At 64.6% G+C, this 18,588-nt stretch carries 18 protein-coding genes and 1 tRNA gene; 9 read left to right on the forward strand and 10 right to left on the reverse strand.

The genetic code is table 11. From position 1 onward, the window contains the following. Window positions 1–140: 140 nt before the first annotated feature. Entirely contained in the window at window positions 141–806 is a 666-nt protein-coding gene (locus C8J45_RS03610) for a UPF0149 family protein (RefSeq protein ID WP_107961883.1), read from the forward strand. Between the two features lie 100 nt (window positions 807–906). Here the strand turns inward: C8J45_RS03610 and C8J45_RS03615 are convergent. The 3 genes from C8J45_RS03615 to C8J45_RS03625 form a co-directional block, all read right to left on the reverse strand. Further along, a tRNA-Arg gene (locus tag C8J45_RS03615) sits at window positions 907–983 on the reverse strand. Window positions 984–1,165: 182 nt separating this feature from the next. Continuing rightward, window positions 1,166–1,426, reverse strand: coding sequence for an SWIB/MDM2 domain-containing protein (locus C8J45_RS03620; RefSeq protein ID WP_031394799.1), 261 nt, complete (start codon window positions 1,424–1,426; stop codon window positions 1,166–1,168). 47 nt (window positions 1,427–1,473) lie between these two features. Continuing rightward, window positions 1,474–1,677 (reverse strand): DUF2945 domain-containing protein, encoded by a 204-nt coding sequence (locus C8J45_RS03625; protein WP_107961884.1) that lies wholly within the window; start codon window positions 1,675–1,677, stop codon window positions 1,474–1,476. Between the two features lie 119 nt (window positions 1,678–1,796). Between C8J45_RS03625 and C8J45_RS03630 the strand changes: the two genes are divergently transcribed. From C8J45_RS03630 to fghA, 3 genes are read left to right on the forward strand one after another with little or no spacing between them, the layout of a single operon-like run. Beyond that, a complete protein-coding gene (locus C8J45_RS03630) occupies window positions 1,797–2,903 on the forward strand; it encodes an S-(hydroxymethyl)glutathione dehydrogenase/class III alcohol dehydrogenase (protein WP_107961885.1) in 1,107 nt (368 codons plus the stop codon). A gap of 10 nt (window positions 2,904–2,913) precedes the next feature. Next, the gene (locus C8J45_RS03635; RefSeq protein ID WP_107961886.1) at window positions 2,914–3,297 is read left to right on the forward strand and encodes a VOC family protein; all 384 of its coding nucleotides are present in this window, start codon (window positions 2,914–2,916) and stop codon (window positions 3,295–3,297) included. Further along, window positions 3,297–4,133 (forward strand): S-formylglutathione hydrolase, encoded by an 837-nt coding sequence (fghA, locus tag C8J45_RS03640; protein ID WP_107961887.1) that lies wholly within the window; start codon window positions 3,297–3,299, stop codon window positions 4,131–4,133. The genes C8J45_RS03635 and fghA overlap by 1 nt, the downstream gene beginning before the upstream one ends. A gap of 272 nt (window positions 4,134–4,405) precedes the next feature. Here the strand turns inward: fghA and C8J45_RS03645 are convergent, their stop codons facing one another. After that, the gene (locus tag C8J45_RS03645; protein WP_107961888.1) at window positions 4,406–7,465 is read right to left on the reverse strand and encodes a TonB-dependent receptor; all 3,060 of its coding nucleotides are present in this window, start codon (window positions 7,463–7,465) and stop codon (window positions 4,406–4,408) included. Between the two features lie 203 nt (window positions 7,466–7,668). On the opposite strand from C8J45_RS03645, the gene folE reads away from it, so the two are divergent. The 4 genes from folE to C8J45_RS03665 all read left to right on the forward strand — a co-directional run bounded on the left by folE (window position 7,669) and on the right by C8J45_RS03665 (window position 10,192). Beyond that, window positions 7,669–8,307 carry a GTP cyclohydrolase I FolE gene (gene folE, locus C8J45_RS03650; RefSeq protein WP_107962235.1) on the forward strand — a complete coding sequence of 213 codons (639 nt, stop codon included), beginning with the start codon at window positions 7,669–7,671 and terminating at the stop codon, window positions 8,305–8,307. Then, on the forward strand, window positions 8,307–9,077 hold the full coding sequence (locus C8J45_RS03655; RefSeq protein WP_107961889.1) for an SDR family oxidoreductase: 771 nt from the start codon (window positions 8,307–8,309) through the stop codon (window positions 9,075–9,077). The genes folE and C8J45_RS03655 overlap by 1 nt, the downstream gene beginning before the upstream one ends. Next, entirely contained in the window at window positions 9,070–9,420 is a 351-nt protein-coding gene (locus C8J45_RS03660; protein ID WP_107961890.1) for a dihydroneopterin aldolase, read from the forward strand. The genes C8J45_RS03655 and C8J45_RS03660 overlap by 8 nt, the downstream gene beginning before the upstream one ends. A 94-nt stretch (window positions 9,421–9,514) precedes the next feature. Further along, window positions 9,515–10,192: a type 1 glutamine amidotransferase domain-containing protein gene (locus C8J45_RS03665; RefSeq protein WP_107961891.1), complete on the forward strand. Its 678-nt coding sequence runs from the start codon at window positions 9,515–9,517 to the stop codon at window positions 10,190–10,192. Between the two features lie 44 nt (window positions 10,193–10,236). On the opposite strand, the gene leuA is transcribed toward C8J45_RS03665, so the two are convergent. The 6 genes from leuA to miaA all read right to left on the reverse strand — a co-directional run bounded on the left by leuA (window position 10,237) and on the right by miaA (window position 17,529). Then, complete coding sequence (gene leuA / locus C8J45_RS03670) at window positions 10,237–11,895, reverse strand: 2-isopropylmalate synthase (RefSeq protein ID WP_107961892.1); 1,659 nt, start codon at window positions 11,893–11,895, stop codon at window positions 10,237–10,239. Between the two features lie 195 nt (window positions 11,896–12,090). Then, entirely contained in the window at window positions 12,091–12,696 is a 606-nt protein-coding gene (locus C8J45_RS03675) for a YceI family protein (RefSeq protein WP_107961893.1), read from the reverse strand. A gap of 444 nt (window positions 12,697–13,140) precedes the next feature. Continuing rightward, window positions 13,141–14,160, reverse strand: a complete 1,020-nt coding sequence (gene ilvC, locus C8J45_RS03680; protein ID WP_093397093.1) for a ketol-acid reductoisomerase — start codon at window positions 14,158–14,160, stop codon at window positions 13,141–13,143. Between the two features lie 91 nt (window positions 14,161–14,251). Further along, window positions 14,252–14,767 carry an acetolactate synthase small subunit gene (gene ilvN / locus C8J45_RS03685; protein ID WP_056048113.1) on the reverse strand — a complete coding sequence of 172 codons (516 nt, stop codon included), beginning with the start codon at window positions 14,765–14,767 and terminating at the stop codon, window positions 14,252–14,254. A 1-nt stretch (window position 14,768) separates the two neighbouring features. Continuing rightward, window positions 14,769–16,517 (reverse strand): acetolactate synthase 3 large subunit, encoded by a 1,749-nt coding sequence (locus C8J45_RS03690; protein WP_107961894.1) that lies wholly within the window; start codon window positions 16,515–16,517, stop codon window positions 14,769–14,771. Window positions 16,518–16,599: 82 nt separating this feature from the next. After that, window positions 16,600–17,529, reverse strand: coding sequence for a tRNA (adenosine(37)-N6)-dimethylallyltransferase MiaA (gene miaA / locus C8J45_RS03695; protein ID WP_107961895.1), 930 nt, complete (start codon window positions 17,527–17,529; stop codon window positions 16,600–16,602). Here miaA and serB point away from each other — a divergent pair. Beyond that, complete coding sequence (serB, locus tag C8J45_RS03700) at window positions 17,522–18,403, forward strand: phosphoserine phosphatase SerB (protein ID WP_107962236.1); 882 nt, start codon at window positions 17,522–17,524, stop codon at window positions 18,401–18,403. The two genes, miaA and serB, sit on opposite strands and share 8 nt — an antisense overlap. Window positions 18,404–18,588 lie beyond the last annotated feature (185 nt).

Genomic DNA, 18,588 nt, shown 5'->3' on the forward strand with positions numbered 1-18,588 from the left:
CGTCAACGGCTATGCGCACGCGCCTCGACACCGCACTTTGCACTGCCTGCGATCGGCACCGTCGGCCTACTCGGCGCTAGCAGCCGAGGTGGTTCGCGCTATGATGCACGCCTATTCTCCAACGCAATTGATCGAAACGAATGAGACACTTTCCTTCCCGCTTCCGTCGGCTCGACGGGGCTCTTGCCGATCTTCCTCTCGACGAGCCGATGCTGCTCACCGAACTGGACGGCTTCCTCACCGGCATCGTCGTAGGCCCGGACCGAATCCCGCCGAGCGAATGGCTGCAGGGCATATGGGGTATCGATGATGGCGAGACCGCGCCCTTCGAGGATCCCGCCGACGTCCAGTGGTTCGTCGATGCGGTGACGGCGCGCTGCACCGAGATCGTCCGCGATCTGGGCCGTGGCAAGCCTCAGCCGATTTTCGACGTCGACGAACGCAATGGCGAGGTGCTCTGGGAGCTGTGGGTCGACGGTTTCTCCGAGGCGATGGCGTTGCGTCCCGACAGTTGGGCGATGCTTGCCGCCGGGGCAGACCACGACGCCGCCGACGCGCTGGCACGCCTGTCGTCCCTGATCGCGATCGCGCATGACGAAAGCCCTCTCGACAGTATCGAGATCAACGTCGTCAACGACCGGGCGCTGGCTGATCTGAACGACAGCATCGTGCGTCTGTACGCGGCGCGCATCCGCGCCGGCGAGCTCGGCTCGATGACACCGCTCCCGCCGACGGCCACGAAGATCGGCCGGAACGATCCATGCCGGTGCGGATCCGGGGTCAAGTCCAAGCGCTGTTGCGGATGATTTTCGGGTTAGATCGACGCTGTCCTTAAAGCCGCTAGTCGGAATTCCGTAGCTCGGGATTTCGAGCTCGCCCCCTCAGGCGATCGGATTTTAGGCGTGGTGGTGCCCCCGGCGAGATTTGAACACGCGGCCTACGGTTTAGGAAACCGTCGCTCTATCCGGCTGAGCTACGGGGGCACTGGCGGGCGCAATACGCCGGTCGGGTGGGACGATCAAGCTCAGGGCTTACGTCCGGTCGTGCACGATGGAGTTCGGGCGACAACAATATTTCGATAGTTCGAACCCTCGATGGGGTCCGATCAAGGGCGACGGGTATCGCTTACGATGCCCCGTCGCCGCTTGCCGTGCAGTGCGGGCGGTTAGGCCTTGACGTGCTGCGAGATGTACTTGTTCATCTCGAACATCGTGCACTTGTCACGCCCGAAGACCTTCTTCAGCTTCTCGTCCGCGAGGATCTCGCGCTTGTTCTCAGGGTTCTGCAGGTTGTGGGCCTTGATGTAGACCCAGACCTTGCTGATCACTTCGCTGCGCGGGAGCTTGTCGTTGCCGACGATCTCGCCGAGCTCGGGAGAGGGCTGGACGGGGGCGTGGATGCCGCCGGTCTTGGGAGCTGTAGCCATAAGCATTCCTTCCTGTTGCGCGCGTGCGTTAGGCACTGCGCGCGTGGTCACGCCTTGGTGAGCGCGTCCGCCTTGTGCGCTGCCTTGCCGCCCTTGTCACTCCTTACGATGAACTGGGGCTCCTCCTTGGACGCCTTGACGGTGTGGCCCTTGATCTTCGTGTCGCTGGTCTGCTTCTTCTCGACCGTGCCGTGCGCCTCGCCGCCGTGCGATTTCCAGGTGACCTCGTCGCCCTTCTTCAGATCCTTCACGCTGCCATCTCCTTGAAATTCAAGGATCAAGCGTGCGGGGCGCACTTTGGTTGCATCGCCTGCGCCTTGCGGATGCGAAGCCGCAAAGGCATCAGGGCGGCAATCAAGGAGACCGACCGATGAAGACCCGCGCCGCCGTAGCCTTCGAGGCAAAAAAACCGCTTGAGATCGTCGAACTCGACCTCGAAGGGCCGAAATTCGGCGAAGTCCTCGTCGAAATCATGGCGACGGGCATCTGTCATACCGATGCCTACACGCTCGACGGGCTTGATTCGGAAGGGTTGTTTCCGAGCGTGCTCGGCCATGAAGGCGCCGGCATCGTCCGCGAAGTCGGCGCGGGCGTGACCAGCGTCGCGGTCGGCGATCACGTGATCCCGCTTTACACCCCCGAGTGCCGCCAGTGTAAGTCGTGCCTCAGCGGCAAGACCAACCTGTGCACCGCGATCCGCGCGACGCAGGGGAAGGGGCTGATGCCCGACGGCACGACGCGGTTCGGCTATAAGGGCCAGCCGATTTTTCATTACATGGGCTGCTCGACCTTCTCGAACTTCACGGTGCTGCCGGAGATCGCGGTCGCCAAGATTCGTACCGACGCGCCGTTCGATACGTCGTGCTATGTCGGCTGCGGCGTGACGACCGGCGTCGGCGCGGTGGTGCACACGGCGAAGGTCCAGCCGGGTGATACGGTCGTGGTGTTCGGGCTTGGCGGGATTGGGCTCAACGTGATCCAGGGCGCGCGGCTTGCCGGGGCCGGCATGATCGTCGGCGTCGACATCAATCCCGACCGCGAGGAATGGGGGCGCCGCTTCGGCATGACGCACTTCGCCAACCCCAAGGATGTCGGCGACATCGTCCAGCACATCGTCGCGATTACCGATGGCGGTGCGGATTACACGTTCGACGCGACCGGTAATACGACGGTGATGCGGCAGGCGCTGGAAGCGTGCCATCGCGGCTGGGGCACCTCGATCGTGATCGGCGTAGCAGAGGCGGGCAAGGAGATCTCAACGCGGCCGTTCCAGCTCGTCACCGGGCGCAACTGGCGCGGGACGGCGTTCGGCGGCGCGCGTGGGCGGACCGATACCCCGAAGATCGTCGACTGGTACATGAACGGCATGATCGAGATCGACCCGATGATCACGCACCGCCTGACGCTCGACGAGATCAACAAGGGCTTCGACCTGATGCACGCCGGCGAGAGCATCCGCTCCGTCGTGATCTACTGAGGACGCGCGGATGTTCAGCCATATCATGCTCGGCGCCGACGATATCGCGGCATCGAAGGCGTTCTACGACGCGGCGTTGGGCGCGCTCGGCGTACCCGGGGGCGTCGTCGATGAATGGGGACGGGTGGTCTATGCGCACGCCGGCGGCCGCTTCCTGCTGACGAAGCCGATCGACGGGCAGCCGGCGAGCCACGGCAACGGCAGCACGATGGGCTTCGTGGCCGCGTCGCCCGAGGCTGCCGATGCGTGGCACGCCGCGGGCCTCGCAAACGGCGGCACCGCCTGCGAGGATCCGCCCGGTATCCGCCAGGGTACCGCCGGTCGCACGCTGTATCTCGCCTATCTGCGTGATCCGGCGGGCAACAAGCTTTGCGCCGCACACCGGGTCGCGTAATGGAGACCGTCTCCACCAGCAAGGCCTATGGCGGTACGCAGGGCGTCTACCGCCACGCCTCCACCGCGACGGGTGCCGACATGACCTTCGCGGTCTATGTCCCGCCGCATGACGAAGGCGCAACGTTGCCTGTGCTGTGGTTCCTGTCGGGGCTCACCTGCACGCACGCCAACGTCATGGACAAGGGCGAGTATCGGCGCGCATGTGCCGAACTGGGCGTGATCCTGGTCGCGCCGGATACGTCGCCACGCGGCGACGACGTGCCGGATGACGACGCGTATGATTTCGGTAAGGGTGCAGGCTTCTACGTCGATGCGACGGAGGAACCCTGGGCGAAGAATTTCCGGATGCGGTCCTATGTCGAGGATGAACTGCCGGCGCTGATCGCGACTGCGTTTCCGATGGCGGATATGGCGCGGCAGGGGATCTTCGGCCACTCGATGGGCGGCCATGGTGCGCTGACGATCGCGCTCCGCAACCCGGATCGTTTTCGCAGCGTGTCGGCGTTCGCACCGATCGTGGCGCCGCTGCAGTGCCCATGGGGCGAGAAGGCGCTCGGCGGATATCTCGGCGCGGACCGGGCGGCGTGGCGCGCGTATGACGCATGTGCGTTGATCGACGATGGCGCGCGCGTGCGGGAGATACTGGTCGATCAGGGGGCCGCGGATGGCTTTCTCGAGGAACAGCTCAAGCCCGAGTTGCTGACCAAGGCGTGCGAAGCAGCGGGTATCGATCTGACGCTGAGGATGCAGCCGGGATACGACCACAGCTACAACTTCATCTCGACCTTCATGCCGGATCATGTCGCGTGGCATGCCGAGCGGCTGAGGCTTTAACCAAAGCTTCGAGCCCGGGTGCCGCTTAACCTCCCCGTCATCCTGACGAAAGTCAGGACCCAGAGCCAAGTAGTGCAGCGTTCGTGATCCTGGGTCCTGACGTTCGTCAGGATGACGGAGACGGCATGCGACCCTCCCCCGCAAGGGTGAGGTGGCGCCGAAGGCGTCGGAGGGGGGGAGGACACGCAACGGCGGTTATCGTTCACCGCCCCCTCCGTCTGGCAAGCGCCAGCCACCTCCCCCTGGCGGGGGAGGATCGCTCCAGTCGTCCCTCAGAACTTGAACCCGGCGGCAATCCCATACCGTCGCGGGTCGATCGTGAAGATATTCGTGAACAGCCCCGACGACTGGTCGCCGACCGCCTGGCCCGTGATCGAATCGTTGTTCGTCAGATTCTGCACGAACCCGCGCAGGAACCAGCGGTCGTCGGCGCCGTTCAACTGCACCTGTGCGTTGACCACCTCATAGCCCTGCACGCGGTCAACCAACTGGTTGAAGATCGATGCGGTGAAGCCGCCGGTGTAGTTGAGATCCACGCGGGGCACGAACGACATGCCGTTGCGGAATGCGATGGTGTACTGCGCGCCCGCCGAGAATTTATAGGTCGGCGCCTGCGGCAGTTTGCCGCCGCGGATGTTGACGCCGACGCCGTCGGTCACGCTGAACGGCAGCGCACCGGTCGGCACGCCGAACAGCGCACGGAGTGGCGCGGGCGGATTGGCCGCGGTCGCGGCGAGAACCGAGCAGAGGCTGTATGCCCCGGTCGTGTTGGTCGACGGGATCGCCACGGGTCCACGCAGGCCGAGACCTGAGTTCACCGCGCCGACATAGGTGTTCACGCCGACGATATTGCCCGCGGTGGTTGGCACGACCGCGCAGTTGGCGGCGCTCTGCAGGTCCTTGATTATCACCGCATCCGAGCGGCCACCCGACGGATCGCGCGGATTGACCAGGAACTTGTCCGCCGACACCTCGCTGTGGAGGTAGCTTGCGTTCATGTTGACGACGAACGCAGGGATCGGGCTGAGGATCGCTTCCGCCTCGACGCCGTAGACATTGGCGTCGACATTGTCGTTGACCGCGGTCCGCGCGACGATCCGGCTTAGCTGCAACTGCTTGTACTTGTAGTAGAAGCCCGTGACGTTGAGCCGCAATGCGCCGTTACCGAAGGTGTTCTTCGAGCCGATCTCGAACGAGTCGATCTTCTCGGGCGTGAAGGTGGTCGGCACCGAGAAGGTCGCGGGCAAGGGCGGATTAATGCCGCCCGACTTGTAGCCGCGTGAATAGGACGCGTAGATCAGATTGTCGGGCGAGATCTTGTAGTCGATCACTGCACGCCCCGTCAGCCGCGAGAAGCTGACCTTGTCGAGCGCATATTCCTGCACCCCGGCGCGCGTCGAGTCGAAGTCGGTGGTGGTGTAGTTCAGCCCCTGCGTCATGTTCGACGCGCCGATCGGGGTCAGGACGTTCAACGTGATGTTGCGCGCCTTCACGTCCTTCTCGTCGTGATTGTAGCGCAGACCGAGCGTCAGCTTCAGCTTGTCGTTGAACTCGAAATAGGTCTCGCCGAAGATCCCGTAGGATTTCAGGCGGAAATCGTCGCCGTCGTTGCGATAGAACGGCGTCGCGAGGAACGCGTTGCCGTTGACGCCCGGGATCGCCGCCGAGCTGGCCGCGCCGAGCACGCCCGATGCGTAATCCAACCCGAACGCGTTGACGAAATAATCGGTGTTCTGGCTGCGCGAGTCGACATAGATGCCGCCGAGCAGGAAGTTGAACATGCCGTCGAACGAGCTGTCGATATGCGCCTCGGCCGAATATTGCCGGTTGACCTGGCGCGAGCGATCGACGTCGAGGCTCTGCGCGTAACAGCCGATGCCGTTGCCGCCGAACACGCCGACATTGTTCGTATCGGCACCCGACTGGCACGCGCCGCCGGCCGGGCCATTAGGGATCAGTACGGAACGGACGCCATTGAGATAGCCGGTATTGACCAGCGTGCCGCCGGGCAACGGGATCACCACGCCGGGGCGGCCGATCGCGTTCAGTGTATTCAGGCCGACATTGGCCGCGAGGGGATTCTCGACCGCGAGGTTGAAGTCGGTCGTGCTGTCGACCGTGTTGCGTGAGAACCCGCCCGTGAAGTTGAACGAAACCGGACCGAAATCATGGAAGATCTTGGCCGTGTACTGCTCTTCCTCGGCGAAATAGGTCGGGTTGGAATCGATCCGGACGGTGCGGACGTCGCCGGGATTGACGACCCCGGCATAGGTGTCGGTCGCATACAGGTTCTGCAGGCCGATCGCCGCAATCTCGGGATGCCCGAGCTGCGTGCCGGCGATCCCGAAATATTGGGTGGAGGCGAGCGTCGCTGCCAGCGTCGAATTGCCGTTCGGCGTCTCGTTGGCCAGCCGGTCGGGAAGGCAGCCCAGGATGCCGGTCGGATCGCGGTGGCAGAGCTGCTTCTGGATGCGGCTGCGATTGTCCTTCTCGCGGAAATAATAGCCGATCAGGTCGACGCGGGTATCGTTGGTCGGCTCCCAAGACAACGTGCCACGGATCGAATACAAGTCGCGCCCGTCGATTTTCGAATTGTCATAGGTGTTCTTGGTATAGCCGTCGCGGTTGAGATACGTGCCCGCGACGCGGATGCCGAGCGTATCGGTGAAGGGCAGGTTGATCATCGCGCGGGCGCGCTTCGAATCGTAATTGCCGTACTCGGCCTCGGCGGAGGCATGGACCCCCGACAGGTCGGGCTTGGCGGTGATGAAGTTGACCACGCCCGAGGTCGCGTTGCGGCCGAACAACGTACCCTGCGGTCCGCGAAGGACTTCGATCCGCTCAAGGTCGAAGAACTCGCTTTCGAACAGTCGCGTGGTGACCAGCGGCATGTCGTTGACGTGGATCGCGGTCGCCTGGTCGCAGGTCGCGCCGACGCAGAGATCGCCGATGCCGCGGATCGTGAAGCTCGACGTGGTGAAATTGGTCTTGGTGAAGGTGACGTTGGGCAGCGTCTGCTGGAGCGCACTCGGGTTGACGATCTGCTGCTTCGAGATCGTATCCGCGGTAAAAGCGCTCACTGCAATCGGAACATCCTGCAAACGTTGCGATTGGCGTTGCGCGGTAACCACGATATCCTGCGACGCATAGGCACTGGCCGCGGTATCGGCGGGATTGGTCTGCGTCGATGTGCCGGGCGTGGATGGCGCCTCTTGCCCGGGGCCATTAGTGGGGCCGGGGTTTTCAGCCGATGTGGTGGCCGTCTGAGCCATTGCCGGCGCAATCGACAGGAGTATCATCGCCGAGGCGGCGAGCAATTCGAACTTGGCCATGTCAGTCCTCTCCCCGATCGTGCCGGTCTGTGCCGATTCACGATTTAGATTTTCAGGTATGGCGAAGTAACGACGAAAAAATTCCACCGTCAACGCTTTTTGAAGCCCGGATTACTTGGATTTATGGCGCGTTGCCGAAATGAAACAGTTGCAAAAGAGGACCCATGTTCTGATGTTTGGGTATGCTGGCAAAGGGTGTTGCGATGCGGGATGAACTGAACGGGGCCGAGGAGCGGTCGGTTGATGGAGATGTACTCGGTCCCGACGGCAAGGTGATTGTGCCCGAAGACGTAGCGTCGGCGATCCGTACGCTGATCCGCTGGGCGGGCGACGATCCGACCCGCGAGGGGCTGCTAGACACGCCGCGTCGTGTTGCACGTGCGTGGAAGGAATATTGCGCGGGCTATGGCGACGATCCGGCGAAACATCTCGAACGCGTGTTCGAGGAGGTCGGCGGGTATGACGAGATCGTCCTGCTGAAGGACATCCCGTTCCAGTCGCATTGCGAGCATCACATGGCGCCGATCATCGGCAAGGCGCACATCGCGTACCTGCCGCGCAATCATGTCGTCGGCATCTCGAAGCTTGCGCGCGTGCTGCACGGGTTCGCGCGGCGGTTGCAGGTGCAGGAGCGGCTGACCGCGGAGGTGGCCGACTGCATCTGGGACAACCTCAAGCCGCAGGGCGTCGCGGTGGTGATTGAGGCGAGCCATGCCTGCATGACCGCGCGTGGCGTCCGCACGCCGGGGGTGACGATGGTCACCAGCCGGATGATGGGCGTGTTCCGCGACGACGAGCGCAGCCGCAAGGAAGTCCTGGCGTTAATGGGGCGCGGCGTTTGATGCGAACCGTGCTGGTCACGGGCGGGGCGAAGCGGCTGGGTGCAGCAATCGTTCGGCGGCTGGCTGCGGACGGGCATGCCGTGGTCGTGCATCAGGGACATTCTCCCGACGAGGCGGCCGCACTGGTAGAGGAGGTCGTCGACGGGGGAGGGCGCGCTGCTTCGATAGCGGGTGACCTGAGCGATCTGGGCACGATCGGCGACCTGTTTGCGGCCGCACGGTCGGCAATCGGCGGACCGATCGACGGGTTGGTGAATTGCGCGTCGAAGTTCGAATTCGACCGACCGCCGACCGTCGATCCGGTACTGTTCGCCGAACTTGGCGCGATCAATTGCGGGGCGCCGGTGCTGCTCGCGTCCGCGCTCGCGTCGCAGGACGACGTCGCGGACGGCGCGGTGGTCAATGTGCTCGACCAGAAGGTCGCGAACCTCAACCCGGATTTCTTCTCGTACAGCTGCGGGAAGATCGCGCTGGAGGGGGCGACGACGATGCTCGCACAGGCACTCGGCCCGCGCATCTCGGTCAACGCGGTGTCGCCGGGATTGACCCTTCCGAGCGGAGACCAGACCGAAGAAGAGTTCGCGGCCGTGGCGAGCGAAAATTTGCTTGAGCGGCCGGTCGGAGCGGAGGCGGTCGCGGACGCGGTCGCGTGGCTGCTGACCGCAAAAGGCGTGACGGGGCAGAATGTGTTCGTGGATTGCGGACAGCGGTTTCTGACGCGTGACGGCGACGTGATGTTCGATCGGGACCCTGGGGGGCGGAATGGCTGAATTCACGACGATCCTGGACGGACTCGAGGTGATGATGCGCCTCGGCATTCACCCGCACGAGGTCGCGCCGCAACGCGTGGTCGTCTCGGTCGAGATGACGGTCGTGTATCCGGGGCCGCTCGGGGAGGATGCGATCGGGGAGGTGCTCGACTACGATTTCGTCCGCGCCGGCATCCTGGCGATGGTAGCGGAGCGCCCGTTCGCGTTGCAGGAGACGCTCTGCGAGGCGATCGCCGCGCTTTGCCTGAGTGACGAACGGGTGAGGCGGGTCGAGATCGAGACGATGAAGACCGATGTCTACCCAGACGCCGCGATCGGCTGCCGCATCGTGCGGGAGCGATAGTCCTTCGACCGGACGCATTTGGTTTCCCAGTCGGAAGGCGCCGATCCTAGAGCCGGTTCGTTCTCTCCCCACGAACCTTATCCGGAGATCCATCTTGAAAATTCTCGTCGTCCTCACCTCGCATGCCGACCTCGGCGATACCGGCCGAAAGACGGGCTTTTGGCTCGAGGAACTTGCTGCGCCGTATTACGTGTTCAAGGACGCCGGCGTGGACATCACGCTCGCATCGCCGGCGGGTGGCCAGCCGCCGCTCGATCCCAGCAGCGCCAAGCCCGACGCGCAGACCGACGCGACGCGGCGGTTTGAGGGGGACGCCGAGGCGACCGCCGCACTCGCCGATACGCGCAAACTGTCGGAGATGCGGATCGCCGACTATGACGCGGTGTTCTATCCGGGCGGGCACGGGCCGCTCTGGGACCTCGCCAACGATCCGGCCTCGATCGCGTTGATCCAGGACACGCTCGGCGCGGGCAAGCCCGTCGCTCTCGTCTGCCACGCACCCGGCGTGCTGCGCGATGTGAAGGCCGCGGATGGCACGCCGCTCGTCAAGGGCAAGACGGTCACCGGCTTCACCAACAGCGAGGAGGCCGCAGTCGGGCTCAGCGACATCGTGCCGTTCCTGGTCGAGAATATGCTCGGTCAGCAGGGCGGCAACTATTCGAAGACCGCCGACTGGGGCGTGCACGTCGTCGAGGACGGCTTGCTGATCACCGGCCAGAACCCGGCGTCGTCGGAAAAGGCGGCGCAGGCGTTGCTGGCGAAGCTGGCGTAAGGAGGAGCGGCCACCGGTTCAGCCGGTGGCCGTTCTTTAGAGGGTCAAGCGCGGTTGGCGGCGCTCAACACGGCACGGACCGAGGCGGTGGCGATGTCGGTATCCATGCCGACGCCGAACACGGTCCGACCCTCGGCAGTCCGGCATTCGACATACGCCGCCGCCTGCGCGTCCGCCCCGTGACCGATCGCGTGCTCGTTGTAATCGACCACGTCGAGCGTCGGCCCGGTCGACTCCGCAATCGCCGCGATCACGCCCGAGATCAGCCCGTTGCCACGCCCCGAGATCGACCGCTCCTCGCCATCGATCGCAACCCGGCCGATGAACACGCGCTGCCCCGACGCACCGCTTTCCTCATAGTCGCGCAACTCGACCCGGTCGTCCGCCTGCGGCATGTAGGTCCGCTCGAACAGCGCCCAGATACCGGCCGCGTTCAACTCGCGGCTGGTCTCGTCGGCATAGGCCTGCACGTGCCGGCTGAAGTCCGCCTGCAACCGCTTGGGCAGCTTCAGGCCCTTGTCCTGCTCGATTACCCAGGCGACGCCGCCCTTGCCGGATTGCGAGTTGACGCGGATCACCGCCTCGTAGCTGCGGCCGAGATCGGCGGGGTCGATCGGCAGATACGGCACCTCCCACAAAATGTCGTTCTTCGCCTCCTGCGCCGCGAAGCCCTTCTTGATCGCGTCCTGATGCGACCCCGAGAACGCGGTGAAGACGAGGTCGCCGGCATAGGGCGTGCGCGGATGAACCGAGATGTTGGTGCAGTAATTGACCGTGTTCACGACGCCATCGATGTCCGACAGGTCGAGCTTCGGGTCGACGCCTTGCGTGTACATGTTGAGCGCGACGGTCACGAGATCGCAATTGCCGGTCCGCTCGCCATTGCCGAGCAGGCAGCCCTCGACCCGGTCCGCGCCCGCCATCATGCCAAGCTCCGCCGCCGCGACGCCGGTGCCGCGGTCGTTATGCGTGTGCAGCGAGATCGCCACCGCGTCGCGGTTGCGGATATGCCGCCCGAACCATTCGATCTGGTCGGCATAGATGTTCGGCGTCGCGCACTCGACCGTGGCGGGCAGGTTGAAGATGATCGGATTGTCGGGCGTCGGCATCAGGACGTCCATCACCGCCTCGCAGACTTCCAGCGAGAAATCGAGTTCGGCGGTCGAGAAGGTCTCGGGGCTATATTCGAACTGCCAGCGGACGTTGGGCTGCTTGGCGGCTTCGTCGCGCAGCACCTTGGCGCCATCGATCGCGATCTGCTTGACCTGCGCGCGGTCCATCCCGAACACGATCTTGCGCCAGGCGGGGGAGACCGCATTGTAGAGATGCACGATCGCGGTCTTCGCGCCGACCAGGCTGGCGAAGCTCGTCTCGATCAGGTCGCGGCGCGACTGGGTCAGCACCTGGATCGATACGTCGTCAGGGATGCGGCCGGTCTTCACGAGGCCGGAGATAAAGTCGAATTCGGTCGCGCCCGCGCTCGGGAAGCCGACCTCGATCTCCTTCAGCCCGACCTTGCAGAGCAGGTCAAAGAAGCGCGTCTTCTTCTCAGCATCCATCGGGTCGATCAGCGCCTGGTTGCCGTCGCGCAGATCGGTCGACAGCCAGCGCGGCGGCTTGACGATCGTCTTCGACGGCCATTGGCGGTCGGGCAGGTCGACTTGTGGGAAGGGACGGTATTTGGTCGATGGGTCGCGCAGCATGGCTCGTGTCTCTCGTGTCGTCGGGAGCGTTCGGGTCAGCCCTTAGGCACGAGGCGCGGGGCATGGCCACCGCGCAAACGATCGGCGCGCCTAAGGGCGCGTAAGTCGTAGCAGCAGGAGGCGGCCATACGTCATTGATAGCGTCCCTATCGCGCGGACATACTCGATGTCCAGCGCGATAGAGATTTTGGTAGTTTATTGCGCGGAGAATGCCGCGTTGATCGTCAGGTCGACCTTGTCCGACACCACCGGGGCGTAGGCGCCGATGTTGAAGTCGCTGCGCTTAATCGAGGTCGTCGCGCGGAAGCCGAAGTTCAGCTTCTTGTTCATCGGGTTCGCGCCAGCACCGATAAAGGTCGCCTGGAGCACGACGGGCTTGGTGACGCCCTTGAGCGTGAGGTCGCCGGTGATCGTCGCCTTGTCGCTGGTCGCGACGACCTTGGTCGAGACGAACTTGGCGGTCGGGTAGGTCGCGGCGTCGAAGAAGTCCTTCGACTTCAGATGGCCTGCGAACGGCGCTGCGGTGACCGAAAGCTGGTCGATCGCGAAGTTCACCTCGACCTTGGTCGCGTTCGGCTTGGCGGGATCGATCGTGATGCTGCCCCCCGACGCGCCGAGCTGCCCTTCGAGCATCGAGAAGCCCATGTGGTTGACGGCCCACGTGACCTGCGTGTGGTTCGGATCGACCGCGTAGGTGCCGGTGGCGACGCGCGCCTTGACGGGGGCGCCGGGGATGGCGGCGGTCTGCGCCATGATGGGCGCGGCGGTGAGGGCGAGGATCGTGGCTAGGACTAGGCGCATGCGGGGTCTCCTGTTGATCGCGCGATGCTGGCCGAGGGGAGGGGGCGCGTCAAACGACGTTATGCCAACGCTGTGTTTCGGAATTGGGTTGGTGGGGTGAGGGGGGCGAGGGGGGCGCACCCACTTGTTCCCCCGCGGAGGCGGGGGGCCAGTTAAACCAAGGTCACCGCCCGAGACCCTAGTCCCACGCGTCCGCGAAGGATCAAGAAAGGGGAACGCCTTTTCCGACGAAGACTACCACCCCGGCGAAGGCCGGGGCCCAATTGGGGGACGTCGCTAACGGAAGACAGCGTTCCGTTACTCGAACCTTCCCAATTGGGCCCCGGCCTTCGCCGGGGTGGTGTGGAGTGCGCGGGAACGCCCGCCCGTCGGACCCGGCGAAGCCGTGCCCTATGGGCAGGCTCCGTCGTGCCGGCCGCGCTCACGCGCTAGCGTGCGCTCGCGTCAGTTCTTTGCCTTGTCAACCAAAGCATTCTTCCCGATCCAAGGCATCATCCCACGCAACTCCGACCCGATCTTCTCGATCGGATGCGCCAGCGCCTGCTTGCGCGCCGCCTTCAGCTCAGGCTGCCCCGCACGGTTGTCGAGGATGAAGTTCTTCACGAACCGCCCCGACTGGATATCCGCCAGCACTCGCTTCATCTCGGCCTTGGTCTCCGCCGTGATGATCCGCGGCCCCGTCGTGATGTCGCCATATTCGGCGGTGTTCGAGATCGAATAGCGCATGTTGGCGATGCCGCCCTCATACAGCAGGTCGACGATCAGCTTGGTCTCGTGGAGGCATTCGAAATACGCCATTTCGGGAGCGTAGCCGGCCTCGACCAGCGTCTCGAACCCGGCCTGGATCAGGTGGGTGATGCCGCCGCACAGCACGGCCTGCTCGCCGAACAGGTCGGTCTCGCATTCCTCGCGGAAGTTGGTCTCGATGATCCCCGAGCGACCGCCGCCGACACCCGATGCGTACGCCAGAGCGATGTCGTGCGCGTTGCCGCTCTTGTCCTGGTCGATCGCGATCAGGCAGGGGACGCCGCCGCCGCGGACATATTCGCTGCGCACGGTATGACCGGGGCCCTTGGGCGCGATCATGATGACGTCGAGATCGGCGCGCGGCTCGATCAGGCCGAAATGCACGTTGAGACCGTGGGCAAAAGCAATCGTCGCGCCCTGCTTGAGGTTGTCGTGTAGGTCGGCAGCGTAGATCGCCGCCTGATGCTCGTCGGGCGCGAGGATCATGACGATGTCCGCCCAGGCGGCAGCTTCCTTGTTCGACTTGACCGCGAAGCCCGCCTCGATCGCCTTCTTGGCGGTCGCCGAGCCTTCGCGCAGCGCGATCGCGACGTCCTTGACGCCCGAATCGCGAAGGTTCTGCGCGTGGGCATGGCCCTGCGAGCCGTAACCGACGATCGCGATCTTCTTGTCGGTGATGAGGTTCAGGTCGGCGTCGCGATCGTAATAGACACGCATTTCGGGTTCCTTTCGATACGGGGTGTCCCTCCGCGAAGGCGGAGGTCCAGACTGGGCTCCCGCCTTCGCGGGAGAACAAAACTTGTGGTTGTTAAGCCGGCTCTTTGCCGCGGGCGATCGCGACTATGCCGGTTCGGGCTACTTCGATCAGACCGACTTCACCCATAAGTTCGACGAACTTGTCGATCTTGTCGATCCCGCCGGTGACCTCGAACACGAAGCTCGACGTCGTCGCATCGACGACGCGCGCGCGGTATACGTCGGCGAGGCGCAGCGCCTCGATCCGGTGGTCGCCGGTGCCGCGGACCTTCACCAGCGCGAGCTCGCGTTCGACGTGCGCGCCCTGTGCCGTGAGGTCGGTGACCTTGTGCACCGGCACCAGCCGGTCGAGCTGGGCGATGATCTGCTCCATCGTCGCCGGCGAGGCGCTGGTGACGATGGTGATCCGGCTGACCGACTTGTCCGCGGTGATCTCGCTCACCGTCAGGCTCTCGATATTATAGCCGCGCGCGGTGAACAGGCCGGCGATCCGGGCGAGGATGCCCGGCTCGTTGTCGACGATGACGGCGAGCGTATGCCGTTCGGCCTTTTCCTGGGAAATGTGCATCTTAAACCAGCGCCTTCGCTTCGTCGTCCATCGTGCCGGACACTTCGTTCGCCTGCAGGATCATGTCGGTATGCGCCGCGCCCGACGGGATCATCGGGAAGCAGTTGGTCAGCTGCGACACCCGGCAATCGACGATCACCGGGCCGTCATACGCCAGCATCTCGGCGATCCCGCTGTCGAGCTGATCGCGCGTCTCGATCAGGATGCCCTTCCAGCCATACGCCTCGCCGAGCTTCACGAAATCGGGCAGCGAATCCGAATAGCTCTCGGCATAGCGGCTCTCATAGGTGAGCTCCTGCCACTGGCGGACCATGCCCATATACTGGTTGTTGAGGATGAAGATCTTCACCGGCAACCGGTATTGTGTTGCGGTCGCCAGCTCCTGGATGTTCATCTGGATCGATGCCTCGCCGGCGATGTCGATCACCAGCGCGTTCGGGTTGCCGAGCTGCGCGCCGATCGCGGCGGGCAGGCCGTAGCCCATCGTCCCGAGACCGCCGCTGGTCAGCCACTTGTTCGGCTTCTCGAACCCGAAATGCTGCGCGGCCCACATCTGGTGCTGGCCGACCTCGGTCGTGATGATCGGCGACTGCGCGTGCGTCGCGTCGAACAGCGCCCGGATCGCACGCTGCGGCATGATCTCGTTCGGGTCGTTCTCGGGGAAGTCGAGACACTTCACCGCGCGCCAGCCGGCGATGCGACGCTGCCAGTCGGTCGTGTCGGGTTTCGGATGCTGGCGGCTCTTCCAGATCCGCACCATGTCCTCGAGCGCGTGGCCGACGTCCGCGATGATCCCGAGATCGACGCGCACGGTCTTGTTCACCGACGAGCGATCGATGTCGATATGCACCTTCCGCGAGTTCGGGCTGAACGCGTCGAGCCGCCCAGTCACGCGGTCGTCGAAGCGCGAGCCGAGCGCGACGACGAGGTCGGCCTGGTTCATCGCCATGTTGGCCTCGTACGTGCCGTGCATCCCAAGCATGCCGAGCCACTGCGGGCCGGACGCGGGATAGGCGCCGAGGCCCATCAGCGTCGACGTCACCGGCGCGCCGGTGATGCGGACGAGTTCGCACAACAACTGGCTCGCGGCCGGGCCCGAATTGATGATGCCGCCGCCGGTATACAGGATCGGGCGTTCGGCCGCGGCGAGCATGTCAACGAGCTGCTCGATCTGCGACTGGTCGGCTTTCACCTGCGGGCGATAGGTCTTGTGCTGGATCGGCCCAGGCTTCTTGTACCGGGCGGTCGCGACCTGCACGTCCTTGGGAATGTCGACGACCACCGGGCCGGGACGCCCCGAGGTGGCGATGTGGAACGCCTCGTGGATCACGTCGCCAAGCTTGGCGGGGTCCTTCACGAGGTAATTGTGCTTCGAGCAATGGCGCGTGATGCCGACGGTATCGGCCTCCTGGAACGCGTCGGTGCCGATCAGTGCGGTCGGCACCTGGCCGGTGATCACGACCATCGGGATCGAATCCATCAGCGCGTCGGTGATGCCGGTGACCGCGTTGGTCGCGCCCGGGCCTGAGGTGACGAGCACCACGCCGGGCTTGCCGGTCGAGCGCGCATACCCTTCGGCGGCATGCGTCGCAGCCTGTTCGTGGCGCACGAGGATGTGCTTGATCCGGCCACTGCGAAACAGCGCGTCGTAGATCGGCAGCACGGCACCACCCGGATAGCCGAAGACGACCTCCACGCCGAGATCGCACAGCGCCTCGATCAGGATATCGGCTCCACTCTTCTCGGTCATTTCATATCATCCTTTGCGAGAACGCTGCCTTTAGCGTCTCCTGGTGGGGCCGGCTACCGATATAAAAGATGCGTGTCAAACATCATTTGAGCAATATAGTTTCAAATTGCTGCAAGCGCGTTGGGAGGTCGAGCGCTTCGGTGCGGGGCCAGGCGGCGGGCGGCTGGTGTCGGAGCCACGTATATTGGCGCTTGGCGTAGCGCCGCGTGGCGAGCGATCCTGCGCCGATGGCGTCGGGTTTCGAGGTCTCGCCGCGGACCAAGGCGGCGATCTCGGGCACACCGATCGCGCGGCGGATCGGGGCGTCCTGCGGGATGTCGGTGCGCGCGAGCAGCGCAGTGATTTCGTCGCGGCTGGTGTCGGCCATTTCGGCGAAGCGCTGGTCGATGCGCGCGTTGAGCCAGTCGCGGTCGGGGATCAGGATCAGCGCGGGGACGTCGACCGTATCGCCGATCCCGCCGACCTTCTCGGTCTGCCAATCGGCGAGCGTGCGGCCGGTGCCGCGGACGACTTCAAGCGCTCGGGCGACGCGGGTGGTGTCGGCTGCGTTGAGCTTGGCCGCAGCTTGCGGGTCGAGTTGCGCGAGTGCGGCGTGCGCCTCCGCCACGGGTAGGGCGCGGACCTCCTCGCGGAGGGCCGGGTCGATCGCAGGGACGGGCGCTATGCCGTCGAGCAACGTGCGGATGTAGAGCCCGGTGCCGCCGACCAGGATCGGCAGCTTGCCCTCGGCGAGCGTGTCGCGGATCGCCTGCGTTGCCTCGGCGGCCCAGCGCGCGGCGGAGTAGGTCGCGTCGGCGGCGTCGACATGGCCGAACAGTTTGTGCGGGGTGCTGGCTTCTTCTTCCGGCGAGGGGCGCGCGGTGACGATGCGGAGGTCGGCATAGACCTGCGCGGAGTCGGCGTTGATGACGACGCCGTCGTGGCGCGCGGCGATAGCGAGCGCGAGCGCGGACTTGCCGCTCGCGGTCGGCCCTGCGATGAGCGCCACCTTCGGGAGAGTTTCTATGTTCACGGCAACGCTTATAGCCTCGGGCACGCTGACCGCAGGCGATATTTCGACCGCGATGGACCGCCTGCGCGATGCCGGCTGCGCGCCGGGCGTCAGCGGCTGGATCGACGAGGGCGACGCCGCCGACCTGATCTTCGGGATGGCGCCGGACGCGGCACGGGTCGCGCTCGAGGGGGCATTCCCCGCCACTGACGTCGTCGTGCAATCGAGCCTGACGCGGACCAAGACGCTGCTGGTTGCCGACATGGATTCGACGATGATCGCCGTCGAATGCATCGATGAACTCGCCGACTACGCGGGCATCAAGCCGCAGATCGCAGAGATCACCGAACGTGCGATGCGCGGCGAACTGGATTTCGAAGCTGCACTCGATGCCCGCGTTGCCCTCCTGAAGGGGCTGGCCGAAAGCGACATCGAACGCTGTCTGACCGAACGCGTGAAGATCATGCCGGGTGCGAAGGCGCTGGTGCGGACGATGCGGTCGCGGGGCGCGCTGGCGGTGCTGGTGTCAGGCGGCTTCACGCGGTTCGCGGAGCCGGTAGCGGAAGAGATCGGTTTCGACCGCGCGATCGCCAATGTGCTGGAGATCGAGAGTGGTGTGCTGACGGGGACGGTGACCAAGCCGATCGTCGGGTCGAATACGAAGCTGACGACGCTGCACGCTGCGATCGCCGAGCGCGGGATCGCGGTCGAGGAATCACTCGCGGTCGGTGATGGCGCGAATGATCTGGCGATGATCGAGGCGGCCGGGCTTGGCGTGGCCTATCACGCCAAGCCGATTGTTGCGGCTGCGGCAGCCGCGCGCATAGATTATGGCGACCTGACGGCGTTACTTTACGCCCAGGGCATCGCAAAGCGCGACTGGGTCACGGCCTAGAACTTCACAGTGATTATGCTCATCCGACATATAATTATTGTCATCCCCGCGGAGGCGGGGACCCATATCCTCGGAAGTCGGCGATTTCGCCGTGAGGTTTGCCAGTATGGGTTCCCGCCTGCGCGGGAATGACGGCTGCATGCCTTCAAGGTATAATCACCGAACTACACCCTCCCTTCTTGGGA

Origin of the sequence: Sphingomonas sp. PP-CE-3G-477 (assembly GCF_003050745.1) — a bacterium.
GTDB lineage: Bacteria > Pseudomonadota > Alphaproteobacteria > Sphingomonadales > Sphingomonadaceae > Sphingomonas.